Genomic DNA, 17777 nt, shown 5'->3' on the forward strand with positions numbered 1-17777 from the left:
ATGAATTATGCCTGTGATTTTGCTTCCAGCTCTGATTTGATCACGAAATCAGATTGGTACCTTATGTCCAAATTCACATTTATCCATCTATACAAAATGGTGTTTTCTATGTATGCGTACGCCATATTGCTCTGGGGAATCGTTGTTTTTTGGTGGCTTAACTGCGTAATAGAAGGGGACGTTACTCAACGGAAATAAAAATCCCCTCCATGTACAAGCAAGAAGGGGATTCGAGTTAGCGTTTCAAATTCAGCGTTAGTTACGCTTTATTCTCTAGATTATTTCACTAGGAAGTGCTTAACGAATTCCGTGATTTTCACCATGTCGTCAACCGCGATGAATTCTTCAGTTGTGTGTACTTTCGCCATACCAGTAGAAAGGTTTACCGTTGTTAGACCTTTCTTGTTGAAGTTGTTTGCGTCGCTGCCACCACCAGTGCCTTTTGTGAATGCATCGATGCCCATGTCAGCGAATGCCGCTTTGATTGCTGAGACGTGAGCGTTGTCTTCTTCGATAACAAATGCGTCGTATGCGCGGCTTGATTCGATTTCAACTTCTGCGCCGTGTTTTTCACATACTGACTCGAAGGTAGAGATCATATGGTTCACTTGCGCTTCTAGCTTCTCACCGTTTAGAGAGCGTGCTTCAGCAACGATTTTTAGTTCTGGCATCACGATGTTTGTCGCTTGACCGCCGTTCACCATACCGATGTTTGCTGTGGTTTCTTCATCGATACGAAGCAGCTTCATGTGGTTGATTGCATCTGCCGCTACCATGATTGCGCTGATGCCTTCTTCAGGTGCTAGACCCGCGTGTGCTGGGCGACCTTTGATTGTTGCAACGATTTTTTGCTGACCAGGTGCTGCTGTCACGATAGTGCCGATAGGACCGCCTGTGTCCAGTACGATCGCTTCTTTAGACGTTACGTGCGTCATGTCGAAGTACTCAGAGCCGAATAGACCGCCTTCTTCATGCACAGTGAAAGCAAGCTCTAACGTTTTGTGCTCTAGGTTTTCAGCTTGGATGCAACGAACCGCTTCCATGATTGCAGCAATGCCAGACTTGTCATCACCGCCAAGGATTGTATTGCCTTTAGATCGAATGATGCCATCTTCGATGATCGGCTCAATGCCGATACCAGGCGTTACTGTATCCATGTGGCAGCTCATGAGGATAGAGCCTTCTTTCTTACCTTCTAGACGTGCATAAACGTTGAAGCCGTTAGAAATGTGTTCTGGTACTGGTAGTTTGTGAACCGTAAAGCCTAGTTCGCCCAGTTGCTCAGCCAGAGTTTCTGCAATTTGTTTTTCATTCATAGATTCGCTGTCGATGCGAACCAGTTGGCAGAAATGTTCAACTAGACGTTCTTGATTAATTTGTGTCATTTGGATGTCTCTTTCTTTCTTGGTCGAGACCGCAGCGGTATAGAGTGCGAGCCCGAAAGGGAACAGAACACCTCTTATTACACACCTAGTCCGTGTCAAAACTGTCTTGAATCAAAAAATACCGCTGCCTGACATTCTCTTGACCTACGAATTACCGGATCTGATGCGGCGGTCACGAAAGTAAAAATGGGCTAGGTAAATATGTAAACAAGACTAACACCCAGTTTTTTGGGGTGATAGAGAAAAACTAATCGTTTGTTATGAGCTTTTAGCGAATTTCTACAAATATCGAAAGTGACTGATTTATATAAGGGCGAGTGGTATTTATGTACAGAGTCGAGCTATTTATGTAATTGATGAAAAGTTAACAGTATAACTGCATAGTCGATTGTAATTTAACGGGTAATTATTGAAGCAGTATCACATCTATGGGTTAATACAGTCTCTGTTTATTCATGTCCTCTCGCACTGCCTTTCTGGATAGGCCGAACTCTGCAAAGGGTTCGGCCGCTATACTTAAATAATAATCAAATCTAAGTTTTCTGAGTATAAAAACGCAAAAAGCCGAGTCGCTGACTCGGCCTCGTATCCAGATAATTGGGTTAACTTTTTTGCAAGCTCAATAAAGTTACGCCTATCAACCATTCAATCGTGCGTTGGCATGACTTGTTAAGCTTGAACGATGCAACAGTCTCAATCTGCGTTTGAATCTCATTGAGATAAGGTGTGTGATGCTCACAAACTGTCATCAAAAATGCCAAACGCCAAATCGCCATAAACGCTTCATCGCCAAACGCATGTTCCCAACTGTCAATGAAGTCTTTTTCATTACCTGACATGTTCAACTTATCGGCCATGATTTTTAGTAGTCGGCCTTGTAGAGCGCGAGGAATATCGGCTTTCTTTGCAAAGTGATGGCTTATGCCCGTCCTCGATATTCCCGATTGCTCACTCAACGTCGTGTAGGACATCTTCTCGTAACCAAGCTTGATCAACTGCTCTGTCGCGACATCGAGGATGGTGTTGATGGTAATCTGGGTATCTTCTTGAGTTCGGCGTGCCATAACTATTTGCCAGTGTAGTGGTTAAAAAATGATACTACCACTTATCGGCACTCATTCCATATATCATCAGAATAATTGTCCGTATATTGACACTGTTTGAATGAGAATTGCGCGTTACTGCCCACAAAAGTCATTGTGGTAACAATCTGTTTACATCTTGAATGGGCGTGTAAATTTAAAAACGATATGCTAATGCGTTGATATTATGTGTTTTCCTTATTTTTCACGTAAACGATTGCGGGTGAATAATGTCGTGTAACATATTTTTTACATTACGTTGCAAAAAGTGCATGAAGCTAGATTTCCTCGTATGTATTCCAATTTTTCTCCTCCTGCGCCAAGTTAGAAATATCGAACAAGAACGTATGTTCAAACACAACAATGACATAAGGAGAAAGTCATGGTGGACACCTACAACCCATTAGGCACGGATGGATTCGAATTTGTGGAATACACAGCGGCGGATAGCGAAGGTATTGAACAACTGAAAGCGCTGTTTGTTTCGTTGGGTTTTGCAGAAATCGCAAAACACCGTTCTAAAGAGGCTTGGCTGTACCGACAAGGTGACATCAGCTTTATCGTTAATGCTCAGCCGCACAGTCAGGCAGAAGGCTTCGCTAAAGTTCATGGACCTTCCGTTTGTGGCATGGCATTTCGCGTGCAAGACGCTAACGTGGCGCTAAAGCAAGCGCTGGATAACGGCGGTGAAGAGTACAAAACGGAAATCGGTCCGATGGAGCTAAGCATTCCGGCAATTTACGGTATCGGTGAGAGTCTTCTGTACTTCGTTGATCGTTACGGCAAACAGAGCATTTACGATGTCGACTTCCGCTTCTACGATGATGCAGAGGAACGTCTAGCGAAAGCAGACGTTGGCATGTACGAAATCGACCATCTGACTCATAACGTGAAGCAAGGCAACATGGATGTGTGGTCTGGATTTTACGAGCGCATTGGTAACTTCCGCGAGATTCGCTACTTCGACATTGAAGGTAAGCTGACAGGGCTTGTTAGCCGCGCAATGACCGCACCGTGTGGCAAGATCCGCATTCCAATCAACGAGTCTTCTGACGACAAATCCCAGATTGAAGAGTTCATCCGTGAATACAACGGTGAAGGTATTCAGCACATCGCGATGACCACCGATGACATCTACCAAACCGTTCAAACACTGCGTGATCGCGGCATGGACTTTATGCCGACACCAGATACGTACTACGAGAAAGTCGACGAGCGCGTAAAAGGACACGGGGAGGACGTAAGCAAACTGCGTGATCTGCAAGTCCTTATTGATGGCGCGCCAACCAAAGACGGCATCTTGCTACAAATCTTCACCCAGACCGTTATTGGTCCAGTGTTCTTTGAAATCATTCAGCGTAAAGGCAACGAGGGCTTTGGCGAAGGTAACTTCAAAGCCTTGTTTGAATCAATTGAAGAAGACCAAATCCGCCGAGGAGTACTAAGCGATGCATAAATGGATCACATTCCCTCATCGGGAGGGAGTGTGCTCCAAGCAAGCACATGCTGATTTCCCGGAAGAGGCAATTTACGAACGTGAAGCAGGTCGAAGTGGATTTTTCGGTCCTGCTGCACACTTTCATCATCAACACGCACCGACAGGTTGGTCTGAGTGGGAGGGCGATTTACGTCCGCGCGCTTTCGATTTCAACCTAGTCGAAACGGCGAGTCAGATTTCGCCTTGGGCAGTGCCGCATCTTCTACACAACGCCAACTGTAAGATCCGTGTATGGCGTATGGACGAGAAGATGGACTTCTTGGTGCGTAACGCCGATGGCGATGAGCTGCTGTTCATCCATCATGGCACGGCAGATCTTTACTGCGACTATGGTCATCTCAAAGTGAGCGAAGGCGATTACGTAATGATTCCACGCTCAACCAGTTGGCGATTAGAACCAAGCGAGCCAATGTTTGTTCTGATGATTGAAAACACCGATGCCGCCTATTCTTTGCCAGAAAAAGGCATGGTGGGCAATCATGCTGTATTCGACCCAGCCGTTCTGGAAACCCCGTCAATTAATGATGAATTCCGAGCGCAATACTCAGAAGATCAAACTCAAGTTCATGTGAAGCGCCATGATAAAGTCAGCGTGATTACTTATCCATTCAACCCGCTTGATGCGATTGGTTGGCACGGTGACTTGGCTGTGGTGAAAGTGAACTGGCGTGATATTCGACCTTTGATGTCGCATCGCTATCACTTACCACCTTCTGCCCACACGACATTTGTTGGTGCTGGATTCGTGGTGTGTACGTTTGTGCCACGTCCAATCGAAAGCGACCCTGGCGCACTGAAGGTGCCGTTCTATCATAACAATGACGATTATGACGAAGTCTTGTTCTACCACGCAGGGGATTTCTTCAGCCGTGACAACATCGAAGCAGGCATGGTGACTTTCCATCCGGCAGGCTTTACCCACGGTCCTCATCCGAAAGCGTTCAAAGCAGGTCAGGAATATAAGAAGAAGTTTACCGATGAAGTGGCAGTGATGATTGATACACGCCATGCGCTCGAGTTCTCTGATGAGCTCGATAAGGTTGAAAACAAAGAATACGTCTATAGCTGGCAAGAGAAGTAAGGGGCAAGGATGAAATTAGCAACCAAGAAAAGTGGCACTCGCGATGGTCTATTGATGGTCGTGAGCAAAGACCTAGCACAATGTGTTCCGGCAACTGAAATTTTCCACGCGATGCATCTCGCGCCAACCATGCAAGTGGCATTGGATAACTGGGATAAAGTCGCTCCACAACTGGAAGAGCTTTATAACGCGCTAAACAATGGTTCGGTTTCAGGAAGTGAAGCGTTTGAATCCCACTACCTAGCATCACCATTGCCTCGCGCCTATCAATGGGCGGATGGCAGTGCTTATGTCAATCACGTCGAATTAGTTCGTAAAGCGCGTGGTGCGGAAATGCCAGAAAGCTTCTGGACCGACCCTTTGATGTATCAAGGTGGTTCTGACGCATTTATTGGTCCTTGCGACAACATCGAATTTGCCAGCGACGAGTGGGGCATTGACTTCGAAGGTGAAGTTGCCGTGATCACTGGTGATGTGCCGATGGGAGCAAGCATTGCAGAAGCACAAGAATCCATTCGTCTTATCATGCTAGTTAACGATGTGTCGTTGCGTGGTTTGATTCCGGCAGAACTGGCGAAAGGTTTTGGCTTCTTCCAATCAAAACCGTCATCGGCGTTTTCTCCTGTTGCAGTAACGCCAGATGAACTGGGTGAAGCATGGTATGAAAACAAAGTTCATTTGCCTTTGGTTTCTACATACAACAATGCCCCATTTGGTTGTCCGAATGCTGGAGTAGATATGACGTTTGATTTCGCTGATTTGATTGTCCATGCCAGCAAAACCCGTCCACTTTCTGCGGGTGCAATCATTGGCTCGGGTACAGTATCGAACAAACAAGGCACGGAGAATGGTACCTCTATCGAAGAGGGTGGCGTAGGCTACTCATGTATTGCAGAAGTGCGCATGATTGAAACCATTCGTGATGGTAAACCGTCGACGAGCTTTATGTCGTTTGGTGACTCTATCAAGCTTGAAATGTTTGACGCAGATGGCAACTCGATCTTTGGTGCGATTGATCAGCAAATCAGCCAATACCTAAAACACTGAGAATGAGGGGCAAGGGAAGTATGAGCGATAACATCACCCTCTATGGCTATTGGCGCTCTTCGGCGGCTTATCGAGTTCGCATTTGTTTGAACTTAAAAGAGCTGAACTACGAGTCCAAATCGGTTCATTTGGTACGTAATGGCGGCGAGCAGCATAGCGCGGAATACCATGAGTTAAATGCCTCTGAGCTTGTGCCAGTGCTGGTGGATGGTAGTATTCAACTCAACCAATCTCTTGCCATCATTCAGTATCTCGATGAGCAGTATCCGCAAGTTCGAGTGGTTCCAGAGAAATTGCCGCTTCGTTACCATGCTTTGGCTATGGCTCAGGATATCGCGATGGAGGTCCACCCAATCAACAATTTGCGCGTATTGCAGTACCTAGAAGGGAAGCTGTCGTGTAATCAAGAAGCGAAAGTCGAGTGGATTCATCATTGGGTAAATCAAGGCTTTACAGCATTAGAAGAGAAGCTAAACCAGCATCGACAACAACATGGAAACTGTATCTACAGTGTGACTGACTCTCCCTCTGTTGTTGATATTTGCTTAGTGCCTCAAGTGTACAACGCGTTACGTTTTGGAGTGGATATGACTCCTTATCCGGTAATTAGCTCGATTGTAGAAGCATGTAATCAACAGCCTGCGTTTATTGATGCCATGCCAGAGAACCAACCTGACGCGAACAGCTAGCACTCTCCCTACATCTTAATGATTAACAAACGGGCTCTTGATGGAGCCCGCTTTTGTTCTCTCAACTTGACGTAAAAATCGTGTTCAAAACGTTGGCTACTGTTATCATCACCCCGCAAAATTTATCGGTTTTGTTGCTCTGGCTAAAATTTCCATTTAGGCTTTAAGTAACTAGTTGTTTTGGGCGCACTTTATCTATGACCAACATCTTTATCATTGTTGTTCTACTTGTTGTTTTCTTCTTTATCATTCAAAAGTACGTGATCAAAAACGATGACACGCGAGACTTCCCATACCGTTCGAAAGGTCCTTTATTAAAAGGGCAGGAAGGGGCGTTTTTTAATGCATTGAGAGCCGCAGTTGGTGATCATGCGGTGGTGTTTGCCAAAGTAAACATGGCAACGTTGATCGCACCAAAAGAGATTAAGAATAAAAAGCAGTTCTTCATTGCCAGTAATCGAATTTCACGCAGCTACTTCGATTACGTTATCTGCGACCCTAGAACGCTTGAACCACGTGTGATTATTGAGCTTGATAATGGCCAGCAATTGCATAAAGGCAAAGTCGAGCGCCAAAAACTGCTGATGCACGTGTGTAAATCGGCGAACCTTCCTTTGATTGGCGCATCGGTGAAACACAGCTACCAAGTAGGGCGTTTACGTCGTTTATTGGCAGCGCACATTGATCTGATTGAACCGGATAAAGAAGTCCGCTTTTGTAAAAAGTGTGGCAGTCCGATGATCATCAGAACAGCGAGTCAAGGTGAGTTTAAAGGTCGACGCTTCTTTACTTGTAGCCGCCAGCCAAACTGTACTTACACAGAAAACTACAATGTGGTGTTTGATACAGAAGACGAATAAACAATTCGTTCCCAGATAATGAGATAGAGAAAGGCTTCAACTGGATTGGTTGAAGCTTTTTTCTTTCTTGGTAGTCACAAGTTCCGAGCTTCGCTGCAGTTACCCCGATAGCTCCTATACTTTGATAAAGAAAGAAGAATAGGGACGTACGATGCGATTTGGATGGAGCCTATCTGCATTGCTAGTGGCATTGAGTGTGCAAGCTCAGCAGCCTTTAAAACCACTAGAATGCCAACTTACTGAAACACCACAAGACCACTTTTTGTTCTATCGAGAGCAGATGGTGTACCACAGTGAACAATTTGCGATTTTTCAAAACTTCAAGGGAAGGGTGAGTACGCAGGTGGACCTAAAAACTGGCAAACTGATTCGTACCACGTTTATTGGTGAACCTTTCGAGCCTAAATACCAAATTTTGTTTGGCGATTGCCCAAACGTATCGCAAGTTTTGCAAATTTGGATGCTCAGCGAAGTGCCCTACGATAATTAGCCGAAAATATAAAAGTTAAGTAGATCACACTTTTAGCTCGTGGCTGCCAATGCTTTGTCGATAAAATCGTCTAAAAGCGGGTGTTGAGTTTAGATTTTCGCCAAACGAATCAAAGTTAGTGAATTTATGCTTGCACCCCTCATAGGATATAGCTAATATCCATTTCGTTCTTAAGGAATGGGTCCGTAGCTCAGTTGGTTAGAGTACTACCTTGACATGGTAGGGGTCACCAGTTCGAATCTGGTCGGACCCACCATTCCTTAAAGCCATGCTAAAACCAAAGTATGCTGAACATTAAATTTGGGTCCGTAGCTCAGTTGGTTAGAGTACTACCTTGACATGGTAGGGGTCACCAGTTCGAATCTGGTCGGACCCACCAAATTTAGTCTTTCATGGACAAACGCAAAGCCCGCTATTATAGCGGGCTTTGTTGTATCTGTGGTTTTGATACCGAGTCGATATTTCCTTCCTACAAACACTAAATATCGGTTAGTACGAACAAAAAATGTGATTGTCTTTTTTAATCTTGCTTGGAGTCAGTTGAACTCAACGCACCGTACACCCAAAGTACTCCTCTTTTTAATATTAGAGAGGTATACAAATGTGGGAAAACATTTCTCTAGAAGCATTGTATGAAAAATGTTTGGAGATGCTGCTGACCTTTGGGCCAAAATTCATATTAGCTTTGATGGTGTTGTTTGTTGGCTGGTGGATTGTAGGCAAAGTCAGCCGAGCGATAGAAGTCACGTTAGAAAAAATGAAAATCGAGCATGGTTTGAGAGGCTTTCTCTCGTCTCTTGCCTCTGTCATTTTAAAAATCCTTTTGATCATTTCTGCTGCATCCATGATTGGTGTCGAAACCACGTCCTTTATTGCAATGCTAGGTGCTGCTGGCCTTGCTGTAGGTATGGCTCTGCAAGGCAGCTTGTCTAATTTCGCTGGTGGCGTGCTGATTCTGTTTTTCAAACCATTTAAAGTCGGCGATGTAATTGAAGCGCAAGGGCACATGGGCAAAGTGGTTGATATTCAAATCTTTGTGACTGTCTTGCTGACCTATGACAACCAAAAAATCATCATTCCTAACGGCTCATTGTCTAACGGAACGGTAAAGAACCTATTTTGTGAAGACAAGCGCCGTATAGATATCGAATTCGGCATTAGTTATGGCGATGATATCCATAAAGCACGACGCGTTCTCATGCAGGTGATGGAAAACTATGATTTGATCATCAATGAGCCAGAGCCTACGGTGCATGTAAGCCAACACGGCGATAGCCATGTCGGAATGTTAGTGTGGGCGTGGGTTGATTCTGAAAATTATTGGCCAGCGTATTTTGGTCTTTATGAGCGAGTGAAAGATGCCTTTGATTCCGAAGACATCACGATTCCATTCCCTCAAAGAGATGTTCACATTCAACGATAAAACGAAAGGAGCGACAGCTCCTTTTTTCTTTTCTAGACACAAAGATTATTTGCAAGATAAGAGCAAAGTGTTGTTGTCTTTCTATGTTCGTTTTATTAGCAAGAGTAAATATAATAACAATGAAATATGAGGTTCTTTATATTTTGTTTATTTATATTAGTTCTTATTTGATTATATTTTTCAATCATAATGATAAATAATTTGATTGGAACGCAAGTCACAAGAAATAACTATATATAGCTCTGATTGATTGGTGTTCTGTTCTGGTATATTTACTCTACATTTCTATTGGTTTATGGATGTAAAATGAACTTATGGATATGTTTTTTAAGGAAATTGTTTGTTTGTGTTGGTTTTGTCATATATATCTGAATTATTTAAAATTGTGATGTTAATTCCTATCAATAACCATGACGCTTTTATTGATTAAACTTACGTATATTATTTTTCACTGTTTTCTGATTAAAACTATAAACACGCAATAGGTGACAGTGGTTATAAAATATCCGCTGAAGCTATTTTGTACAATAAACGGTAGAGAGTGAAAAAGTGAAAGCAAATAATAACATTCTTAAAATCGCGGTGGGTATGGCGATGCTATCCGGGCTACCTACAGCAGCTAATGCTCACGGCTGGTCTGAGTTCCCGAGTGCTCGTCAAAACACGTGTTACGAACAAGGTGGAGTTTGGTCTGGTACGCCACCAAATGCAGCATGTGCTCAAGCGAAAGACATCTCTGGTTCTTATCCTTTTGTTCAGCGTAATGAATTCGCTAAGAACATTACTGATTACAACAATATGGCAGCAGTGAAAGCGGCGATTCCTGACGGCACATTGTGTTATGCAAATGACCCTCAGAAAAAGGGAATGGGTGCGCCACATACGGCTTGGACTCGTACTGAACTAAACACAGGAACATTTGAATTTGTGTTTAATGCGACGGCTCCTCACAACCCTTCATTCTGGGAGTTTTATCTAACCAAACCTGGTGCGGATCTAAGTAAAGCACTGGCATGGGGCGATCTAGACTTGATTCAGACGGTAGGTAATGTTCCCGTAAATGGCGGCAAATACCGCATGGACGTTACGATTCCGTCAGATCGTTCTGGTGACGCGATTCTATTTGTTCGTTGGCAGCGTGATGATGCAGCTGGTGAAGGCTTCTACAACTGTTCTGATATCACTATTGCAGGTGGTGATACTCTTCCTCCTGAAGCTGATCTTGTTCGCGGTGACCTGTACCTTCCTCAAGGTTTTGTAAATCCTGAAATCGGTGACACGGTCAAGTATGACATCATCAACAAGAACGGTGATGTTGCACGTAGTTTCGACATTGAGGTTGAAGCTTCGAACGTAAATGATTGGGCACGTCTACTTGCTTCAGAAATCAACGGTTGGCACGCAGAGTTCAAAGACGGCGCAGTCTTCATCGGTGATTGGCATGAAGAAATGTCACATTACATGTACTTCCAGAACGATCCATCACGTAACTTCTTTAACTCAAAAGATAGCCGCGCATCTGGCATGATTTCAGTTATTGATGGTGATGATGGTGGTGTAGAGCCACTGACTGGCGATATTTATGAACTTGTGAAGAGCGATAAAGTCGTCAATGCTGGTGACAGCGTAATTATTGCCACAAGTGAAGCCGCGAACCTAACACAAACTCAAGGTTCATCGGTGAGCATTCAGAACAACGGTACTTCGTCTATAGTGGTAAACACTAGCGCAATCACGCAGAACGAAACACTGTCATTTGTTGCTAACGCGGTAAACAGCGCACGTGCTGAGACGTTCACTTTCGAGGTTATTGCAGGTGATGACGAAATTACACCACCAAAACCTGAGCCAGACCCAGATCCTAAACCAGATCCAGATGAGAATGGCACTTGGGATGCTGCTAAAACATACTTAGGTGGTGAAGTGGTTTCTTACGCTGACCAAAACTGGAAAGCACAATGGTGGATTCAAGGTGGTGACAACCCTGAAGCGACTTACCAGAAAGACCAATGGGGTGTTTGGCGTCCAACTAACTAATCTCGATTCTCATAATGAGAGATATCAGTTTACGCGTTTATTAAATTGATAAATAAGAAAGCCACCATGGTTGATGTATGGTGGCTTTTTTGACGATGAGTAATTGAAACTCGACGTCGAATGCAATAAGCAATTCTAAAAAACTCGAGAGTTCAGATGCTTATTCCTAATCATTCTGGTGGGTTAATATGCGTCTGAGCGTTAACACCTCCTATAGTCTTGACCTCACCTTAAAATGACAATAATGCGAAATTTTACTTGAGCCCCATGGATGTGAGGGCTCTTTTTTCGTTTGTCGCCTTTGCACCTCCCCTTGGCTTTGTTATTGCATAGTGAACAATAACCGGGGGGCAGCGCATCTCTCGTTATCAAATTGAAAATAGGTACTCGGTTGGCTTTCTAACTTACGACCAATGAGCATTATGGGGCGACCTCTTTGCTCACGGAGATAGTGAAGGAGAAAGCAGTGAAAGATTCCAATGATTTAGTATTCAAACCAACAGTGTTTTGTTGGGCGTTAATCTCACCCCAAAAACAAGGTTCTTTTGAAGACTACCTATGGTCAATGGGAAAAGAAGCCCAAAAACGTGGTTGGACTTACATTGTCTGCGTTATTGAACCCATATCACCGACTCTGAAAACATGGCTGCTTGAGTCAGGCTGTGAGCTTATTTGCTTAGATTATGACAAAATCACTAATTCAGGCTTCATTGTACGTTTATTGAAAGAGCGTAAAGTCGATATTCTTCACACCCACTTTATTGGTCCAACAGATCCGAGCTTGTTGTTGTGTAAATTGAGGTGGGGCGGAAAAATTGTTTTTACGGATCACAGCTCCAATCCTCTTGGTATGCCCAGTAAAGATTATTTGGTCTTAAACCAACTCCGTTCTATGCGGCAAAGTATTCTGAGTCTCGCGATTGACGCATATCTGCCTGTCTCTGATTTTGTTGCATCACGCATTGCTCGAAACTTGCCAAATGCTCACCACAAAATACATCGCCTCTATAACGGTATTGACCTCGCGCGGTTTCAATCGGCGATATCTAAAGAGAAAGCAAGGCAGATTAAGTCCGCGCAACTTGGCGTATTCGACGACATCATGATAGTGGCCTTCATTGGTCAGCTGACACAGGAGAAGGGCATCGACCATTTTCTCAATGTTGCCAAACGTTGTGTTGATGCTGGTATCGAATGCCAGTTCTTGATCATTGGCGATGGCGCATACCGTAAAGAAGTGGAAACCCTTTGTGCTCATCAGGATTACCAGAGTGACATTCAATATTTAGGTTTACGTTCTGATGTTCCGGATATCTTGAGTGTCACGGATGTGTTTGTTATGCCATCTCTTTGGGGAGAGGCGTTTGGTCTTACTGCGATTGAAGCGTCCGCATGCGGTGTTCCTGTTGTTGCTTCTAATATAGGTGGTCTGCCAGAGGTCATACTGCATCATCACAGTGGGATCTTAATTGAAGCTGGGGATGAGACTGGTTTATATGACGCTATCTGGCGATTAATCGAAGATACGGACGCTAGAGTAGAGTTTGGCAAAAACGGCCGACGTCATGCAGAACAGAACTTTGGCTTGGACAATATGGTGTCTAAGACTTTTTCGCATTATCAACGTTTGCTTAATTCGAATGAAAGTTTGTGGGAGAGCATGAAAAAAATGCTCGAATTGAGAGGTTAGGAGAGAGGGAGCTCTAATGCTAAACGTAGAAGATATTCTCAAACAATTACGTGAAAACGGTATTGTTGTGCTTGATGGTTATATTCCGCTACCTAAGCTCGAGCAAATGCAGCGATGCTTTGATCAACACCTTACCCATCCACAGTTTAATACTTGGACGGGATACCAGCAAAATGAACGATGGCGATTACTCATTGAAAACTTACTTACACTGTCGCCTGCTTTTTTGTACCCAATCCAACATGATGATTTGATGCATATATGCCGTGACTACATTGGCGACCGATTTCAAGTGACTGAGGTTAGGGGGTGGAAAACCATTCGTACCACTCGTAATTTTCATGGATGGCATAACGACGCTTGGTATGACGTTGACCGATGCCAAGAGCCACCACCCCAGATAAAGTTGGGTGTGTATCTTACCGATGTAGACAGTGGTGAGTTTGCTTACGTAGAACAAAGCCATCGACAAAAATTGGCTCCGGGTCATTGGAATAAAGCGCAAGTCGACGAAATGAACTTGCCAATAAGACACGTGACCGGCAAGGCAGGAACCGCCTTTTTATTTGATACGAGTGGGGTTCACCGACAAAACTATCCGGTGCTGACATCTCGCAATGTGGTGTTTTACAATTTTCACGATCCTGCTTTCCCTATTCAGAGTTTGGATAAGGAGTATGATCGGTACGCGCCGCTTTTGCTCAACGCTGCTTTTTTGAAAGGATTGACCAAAGAACACGAACGAATCTTAGGGTTCGGCGATGAGCGATATTTTGAAGATGGCTTTATACCGAAACAACGTTATCCAGCTCTGCATAGTTTGGTTAAAGCTGGGTTATTTACCCGTCTTCTTGGACAAGATTGCCAACAATTATTTAATCGAGTGGCGGCAAAGATCTTTTGAGGACGTTATTTTTAATCGTTTTGCGTAGGCAGAATACAGTGATCTTGTTAAAATGCCGATTCGCGGCTGCACATTGAACTTCAGTCCACTCAAAGAGAGAACACCTATGACGGTAGACAATGTGCTTCCTGAACACTATGCAGAGCTGCTAGCTGTTTGGGAAAATTCAGTCCGAGCGACGCATGACTTCATCACAGAAGAAGATATTGAGTTTTTTAAACCCATCATCATTGATCAAGCATTTCCTGCAGTCACTTTAAAGTGTGTGAAAGACGCGACAGGAGCAATACAAGGTTTTGTTGGTGTTCATGATGAAAAAATCGAGATGCTGTTTCTTCTAGATCAAGCAAGAGGAAAGGGCATAGGTAAGATGTTGCTACAACACGCGATCAAACATCTCGGCGCAGTAAAAGTCGATGTGAATGAGCAAAACCCACAAGCCGTTGGTTTTTACCAATGTATGGGCTTCAAAATCGAATCTCGCTCACCACTCGATGATATGGGCAAACCATTTCCAATTTTACACATGACGTTGTAACGCTCGATAGTCATACATCCGCCTCAACCAGGTTTTGTTAGAAGAAACGCCCAAAGCTAATAACTTTGGGCGTTTCCGTTTATGAACGTTGGATATAGGCAGTAACTCAAAAAAGACATTGGAAAAGAAGATATTATTGATGCTCTTCACGACAGGTTGCTTTTACCGTGAGAATGAATGTAAGTAACAAACAGCTCGACTAGATTCGGATTAAACTGGCCTTTATCTTTTTCGGCTAAAAGGATGTTGATCGCTTTCGAGTTAGGCATACCTTTTCGATAAGCTCTGTCTGAAACCATTGCGTCCCATGTGTCGACAATCGCGAGCACTTGCGCGATAAATGGAATCTCGTCGCCCTTAAGACGAAATGGATAACCATTTCCATCCCAACGTTCATGATGAAGACCACCAACCATTGTCGCTGTTTCTAGAGCTTTAATACCTCTTGCAATCTGGTAGGTGTACTTTACATGCTCGCTCATCACTTGACGTTCAATTGGTTCAAGCTTGCCATGTTTATGGAGGATCGTCGTTGGTGTTTTTAGCTTGCCCAAGTCATGTACTAGAGCAGCATCAAAAATCAGCTCTAACTGCGCATCTGTAAAATTCAGAAACTCACCAAAATCATGAGCGACTAGGCATACATTGAGCGTGTGTGTATAGGTTTCCGGAGAGTGCTCAGCCATTTCTTGCAGCAACTCAAGTGCTGTAAATGAATGTGCGTGGTTCAATGCCATTGCATACACATGATTGAATTTGACGTTTTGCATACCTACACCTTAAGTCGTTCGTTTGGGCCGGTAAGTATGGTGAGGGTCAGGGCATGTGTTAAATGAATGGTCGTGAATCGAGATTAATAAGGGTTAAATCGGTGTTTTAGAAGTTTTTATTTTTAGTTAAGTCTCTAACAATCATGAACCTACATCATGGTTGGTTCATCCTCAAATACGCATAAGTAGTCAGTGATATTATGAACATCGCTTACTCTAATGATTATTTCAAATAAAAATTTAGAGCGTTAATTTCACTAACGTTTATTGGTCATATGCGCAAGGTTTATAGACTATATAGATGTCGAAGGTTGATTCGATTCTATCTGTGTATGACTTTAACTGTATGCCTTGTTCGCTAGTCGTAAATGAAATGGTTAACTCTGCGTAGGCTCTGATAAAGGTTCCACAAGTTATCAAATAAGCTGCGAACGTATGGTTTATTTTGTTCGTAATCAAAACAAGTTTCTTTGATAGCCCCGACCAAAGAATGACTCGTAAATAATGCAATTAAACTCCCTTACCTCATTCACGTCATAGCTGCCACGCCAAATCATTCTGACTCTTGTGATTACTAGCCAACTTGGAAGCATCGGTTGAAAAACAGAGACACTACAAAAGCTTCAGTGACTTATTACGGTAGGTTGCCATCTACGTTTTTTATAGCGTGGTTGATGCAAGTCCTCTTGTGGTATGTGTGTTAAATGTTGTTAGAGGGAAATTATGAATAAAGTATTATTAGCGTCAGTTGCAATGATGCTAGCTAGCCCTTCGTATGGTATTGAAGGGTTAGAGGAGCGACATCAATCGTACTCCTCGTTTAAGTCGCATTTTTATCTTGGTGGCCGTCTTGGTTGGGCTGGGTTTCAAGATTCATGCGGTAGTGAAGCCGATACTTGCAACGACGATACGTTAGGTGGGGGTGTTTATACAGGTTATCAAATTAACAATTGGTTTGGTTTGGAACTTGGATTAACGGATTATGGAGACCCATACGCTACCTATGATACTTACAAGGTAAATGCAGACATCTCGGGGGTAGAATTAGCATCCAAACTCTCTTATCAATTGTCGAGTAAGTGGTCTGTTTTCAGCCGACTAGGTGCCTCTTACCAAGTTATTAATAAAGCGTCAAATCTACATCCCGAACGCAATGATGACGATTGGAACACTTTAATATCCTTAGGTGCTAGTTATCATTTTTCAAAGCATTGGTCACTCCGCGCAGAGTACCAGTTTATTGATGGCATTGGTGGGGGAGATGTCCTTCAATCTGATTTACACTTTTCTTCGCTTGGAATTACGTATCAATTTGGTCAAAAGTCGGCACCACCAGTATTGAAACCAAAAGAAAATAATGTAGCTGAACCGATCAAACAACTTATTTTACCGCCAGTTATCGTGACAGAAGAGCTTTCTTTGGGGGCTGAAGCATTGTTTGCTTCCAACTCTACTTCCCTAGAAAGTAATGCCGAACTAGAAAAGTTATTAGAAGCTTTAAATCGTTATGAACAAGGACAAGTCAAAATAATTGGTCACTCGGATAGTACAGGAGCGAGTGCTTATAACCAAAATTTATCCGAGCAACGGGCTCAAGAAGTGGCGAATTATCTCGTTTTTAATGGTGTAGAGCGTGAGCGGATCACGGTAATTGGCGCGGGCGAAACTTTACCAATTGCTGACAACAACACCGAAGAAGGTCGAGCCCAAAATCGTCGTGTAGAAATTAGGTTCGAAACAACGGTAACGAACGAAATTAATAAGGATGTTGGGGCATAATGATGAGTATAAAAAAACCGTTAACACTAGGGGTTATGCTTTTAACTATCGGTGGGCTATTTGGTTGTAATAACAAGGACACAGGTTTGTTGGACGTTGGAAGTAGTTTGCCACAAAAAGAAACTACTCAGGGAAGCGGTACGATCAAAATAGATGGTAACAGTGAAGATGGGCAAACTTTTCCAGTTGGGATACCTATTGCCTTAGAGGCGACCCTTGATTTTTCCGATGGGACCCAATTCTCAACAAATCGCGACACCAATGATTCTGAATTGATGTCTTGGTCTATTGCCGGAAATACTGAAGCAAGTATCAGTGATGAAGGTGTGCTTACTACCAATGGTGTTCCAGCCAATACGGTACTGACAATTACTGCGACAGGTAAAGCTCCTTATGAGAATGAAACGGACAGCATTGAAATTATTGTTTCTGATGCGATGCTCGTAGAAGGTAGCAGTATCGTTGCAATTGATGGCAACAGTGTCGATGGTCAGAAGTTTCCTG

General features: G+C 43.5%; 16 protein-coding genes and 2 tRNA genes. 15 read left to right on the top strand and 3 right to left on the bottom strand.

The window, feature by feature from the left end; genetic code table 11:
* Positions 1 to 278: 278 nt before the first annotated feature.
* Positions 279 to 1385: a M20/M25/M40 family metallo-hydrolase gene (locus tag L1076_RS13385; protein ID WP_104036070.1), complete on the bottom strand. Its 1107-nt coding sequence runs from the start codon at positions 1383 to 1385 to the stop codon at positions 279 to 281.
* A 602-nt stretch (positions 1386 to 1987) separates the two neighbouring features.
* Positions 1988 to 2449 carry a TetR/AcrR family transcriptional regulator gene (locus L1076_RS13390; protein WP_102389202.1) on the bottom strand — a complete coding sequence of 154 codons (462 nt, stop codon included), beginning with the start codon at positions 2447 to 2449 and terminating at the stop codon, positions 1988 to 1990.
* 400 nt (positions 2450 to 2849) lie between these two features.
* On the opposite strand from L1076_RS13390, the gene hppD reads away from it, so the two are divergent.
* From hppD to L1076_RS13455, 13 genes are all read left to right on the top strand, one after another.
* On the top strand, positions 2850 to 3923 hold the full coding sequence (gene hppD, locus L1076_RS13395) for a 4-hydroxyphenylpyruvate dioxygenase (protein WP_038897049.1): 1074 nt from the start codon (positions 2850 to 2852) through the stop codon (positions 3921 to 3923).
* Positions 3916 to 5046, top strand: coding sequence for a homogentisate 1,2-dioxygenase (locus L1076_RS13400; RefSeq protein WP_005427917.1), 1131 nt, complete (start codon positions 3916 to 3918; stop codon positions 5044 to 5046). Before hppD ends, L1076_RS13400 begins: the two co-directional genes overlap by 8 nt.
* Before the next feature lie 9 nt (positions 5047 to 5055).
* Complete coding sequence (locus tag L1076_RS13405) at positions 5056 to 6093, top strand: fumarylacetoacetate hydrolase family protein (RefSeq protein WP_237303763.1); 1038 nt, start codon at positions 5056 to 5058, stop codon at positions 6091 to 6093.
* A gap of 20 nt (positions 6094 to 6113) precedes the next feature.
* Positions 6114 to 6782 (top strand): maleylacetoacetate isomerase, encoded by a 669-nt coding sequence (gene maiA, locus L1076_RS13410; RefSeq protein WP_237303764.1) that lies wholly within the window; start codon positions 6114 to 6116, stop codon positions 6780 to 6782.
* Positions 6783 to 6979: 197 nt separating this feature from the next.
* A complete protein-coding gene (locus tag L1076_RS13415) occupies positions 6980 to 7642 on the top strand; it encodes a DUF2726 domain-containing protein (RefSeq protein WP_005439975.1) in 663 nt (220 codons plus the stop codon).
* Between the two features lie 151 nt (positions 7643 to 7793).
* Positions 7794 to 8132: a hypothetical protein gene (locus L1076_RS13420; RefSeq protein WP_105069354.1), complete on the top strand. Its 339-nt coding sequence runs from the start codon at positions 7794 to 7796 to the stop codon at positions 8130 to 8132.
* Positions 8133 to 8311: 179 nt separating this feature from the next.
* A tRNA-Val gene (locus tag L1076_RS13425) sits at positions 8312 to 8388 on the top strand.
* A gap of 46 nt (positions 8389 to 8434) precedes the next feature.
* A tRNA-Val gene (locus L1076_RS13430) sits at positions 8435 to 8511 on the top strand.
* Positions 8512 to 8733: 222 nt separating this feature from the next.
* On the top strand, positions 8734 to 9555 hold the full coding sequence (locus tag L1076_RS13435; RefSeq protein ID WP_038874882.1) for a mechanosensitive ion channel domain-containing protein: 822 nt from the start codon (positions 8734 to 8736) through the stop codon (positions 9553 to 9555).
* Between the two features lie 588 nt (positions 9556 to 10143).
* Positions 10144 to 11592 carry a lytic polysaccharide monooxygenase gene (locus L1076_RS13440; protein ID WP_237303775.1) on the top strand — a complete coding sequence of 483 codons (1449 nt, stop codon included), beginning with the start codon at positions 10144 to 10146 and terminating at the stop codon, positions 11590 to 11592.
* Between the two features lie 466 nt (positions 11593 to 12058).
* The gene (locus tag L1076_RS13445) at positions 12059 to 13282 is read left to right on the top strand and encodes a glycosyltransferase family 4 protein (protein ID WP_186175891.1); all 1224 of its coding nucleotides are present in this window, start codon (positions 12059 to 12061) and stop codon (positions 13280 to 13282) included.
* Positions 13283 to 13298: 16 nt separating this feature from the next.
* On the top strand, positions 13299 to 14186 hold the full coding sequence (locus tag L1076_RS13450; protein WP_104026266.1) for a phytanoyl-CoA dioxygenase family protein: 888 nt from the start codon (positions 13299 to 13301) through the stop codon (positions 14184 to 14186).
* Positions 14187 to 14292: 106 nt separating this feature from the next.
* Positions 14293 to 14724, top strand: coding sequence for a GNAT family N-acetyltransferase (locus tag L1076_RS13455; RefSeq protein WP_186175892.1), 432 nt, complete (start codon positions 14293 to 14295; stop codon positions 14722 to 14724).
* A 146-nt stretch (positions 14725 to 14870) separates the two neighbouring features.
* Here L1076_RS13455 and L1076_RS13460 read toward each other — a convergent pair whose 3' ends face one another.
* The gene (locus tag L1076_RS13460) at positions 14871 to 15494 is read right to left on the bottom strand and encodes an HD domain-containing phosphohydrolase (RefSeq protein WP_054756066.1); all 624 of its coding nucleotides are present in this window, start codon (positions 15492 to 15494) and stop codon (positions 14871 to 14873) included.
* Positions 15495 to 16217: 723 nt separating this feature from the next.
* Here L1076_RS13460 and L1076_RS13465 point away from each other — a divergent pair.
* Complete coding sequence (locus tag L1076_RS13465; protein WP_237303765.1) at positions 16218 to 17273, top strand: OmpA family protein; 1056 nt, start codon at positions 16218 to 16220, stop codon at positions 17271 to 17273.
* The coding region (locus L1076_RS13470; protein WP_237303766.1) for a hypothetical protein at positions 17273 to 17777 on the top strand (505 nt) is incomplete at its 3' end. The genes L1076_RS13465 and L1076_RS13470, both read left to right, overlap by 1 nt.

The sequence above is a fragment of the Vibrio sp. MMG023 genome (assembly GCF_021654215.1).
GTDB classification, from domain to species: Bacteria; Pseudomonadota; Gammaproteobacteria; order Enterobacterales; family Vibrionaceae; genus Vibrio; species Vibrio jasicida.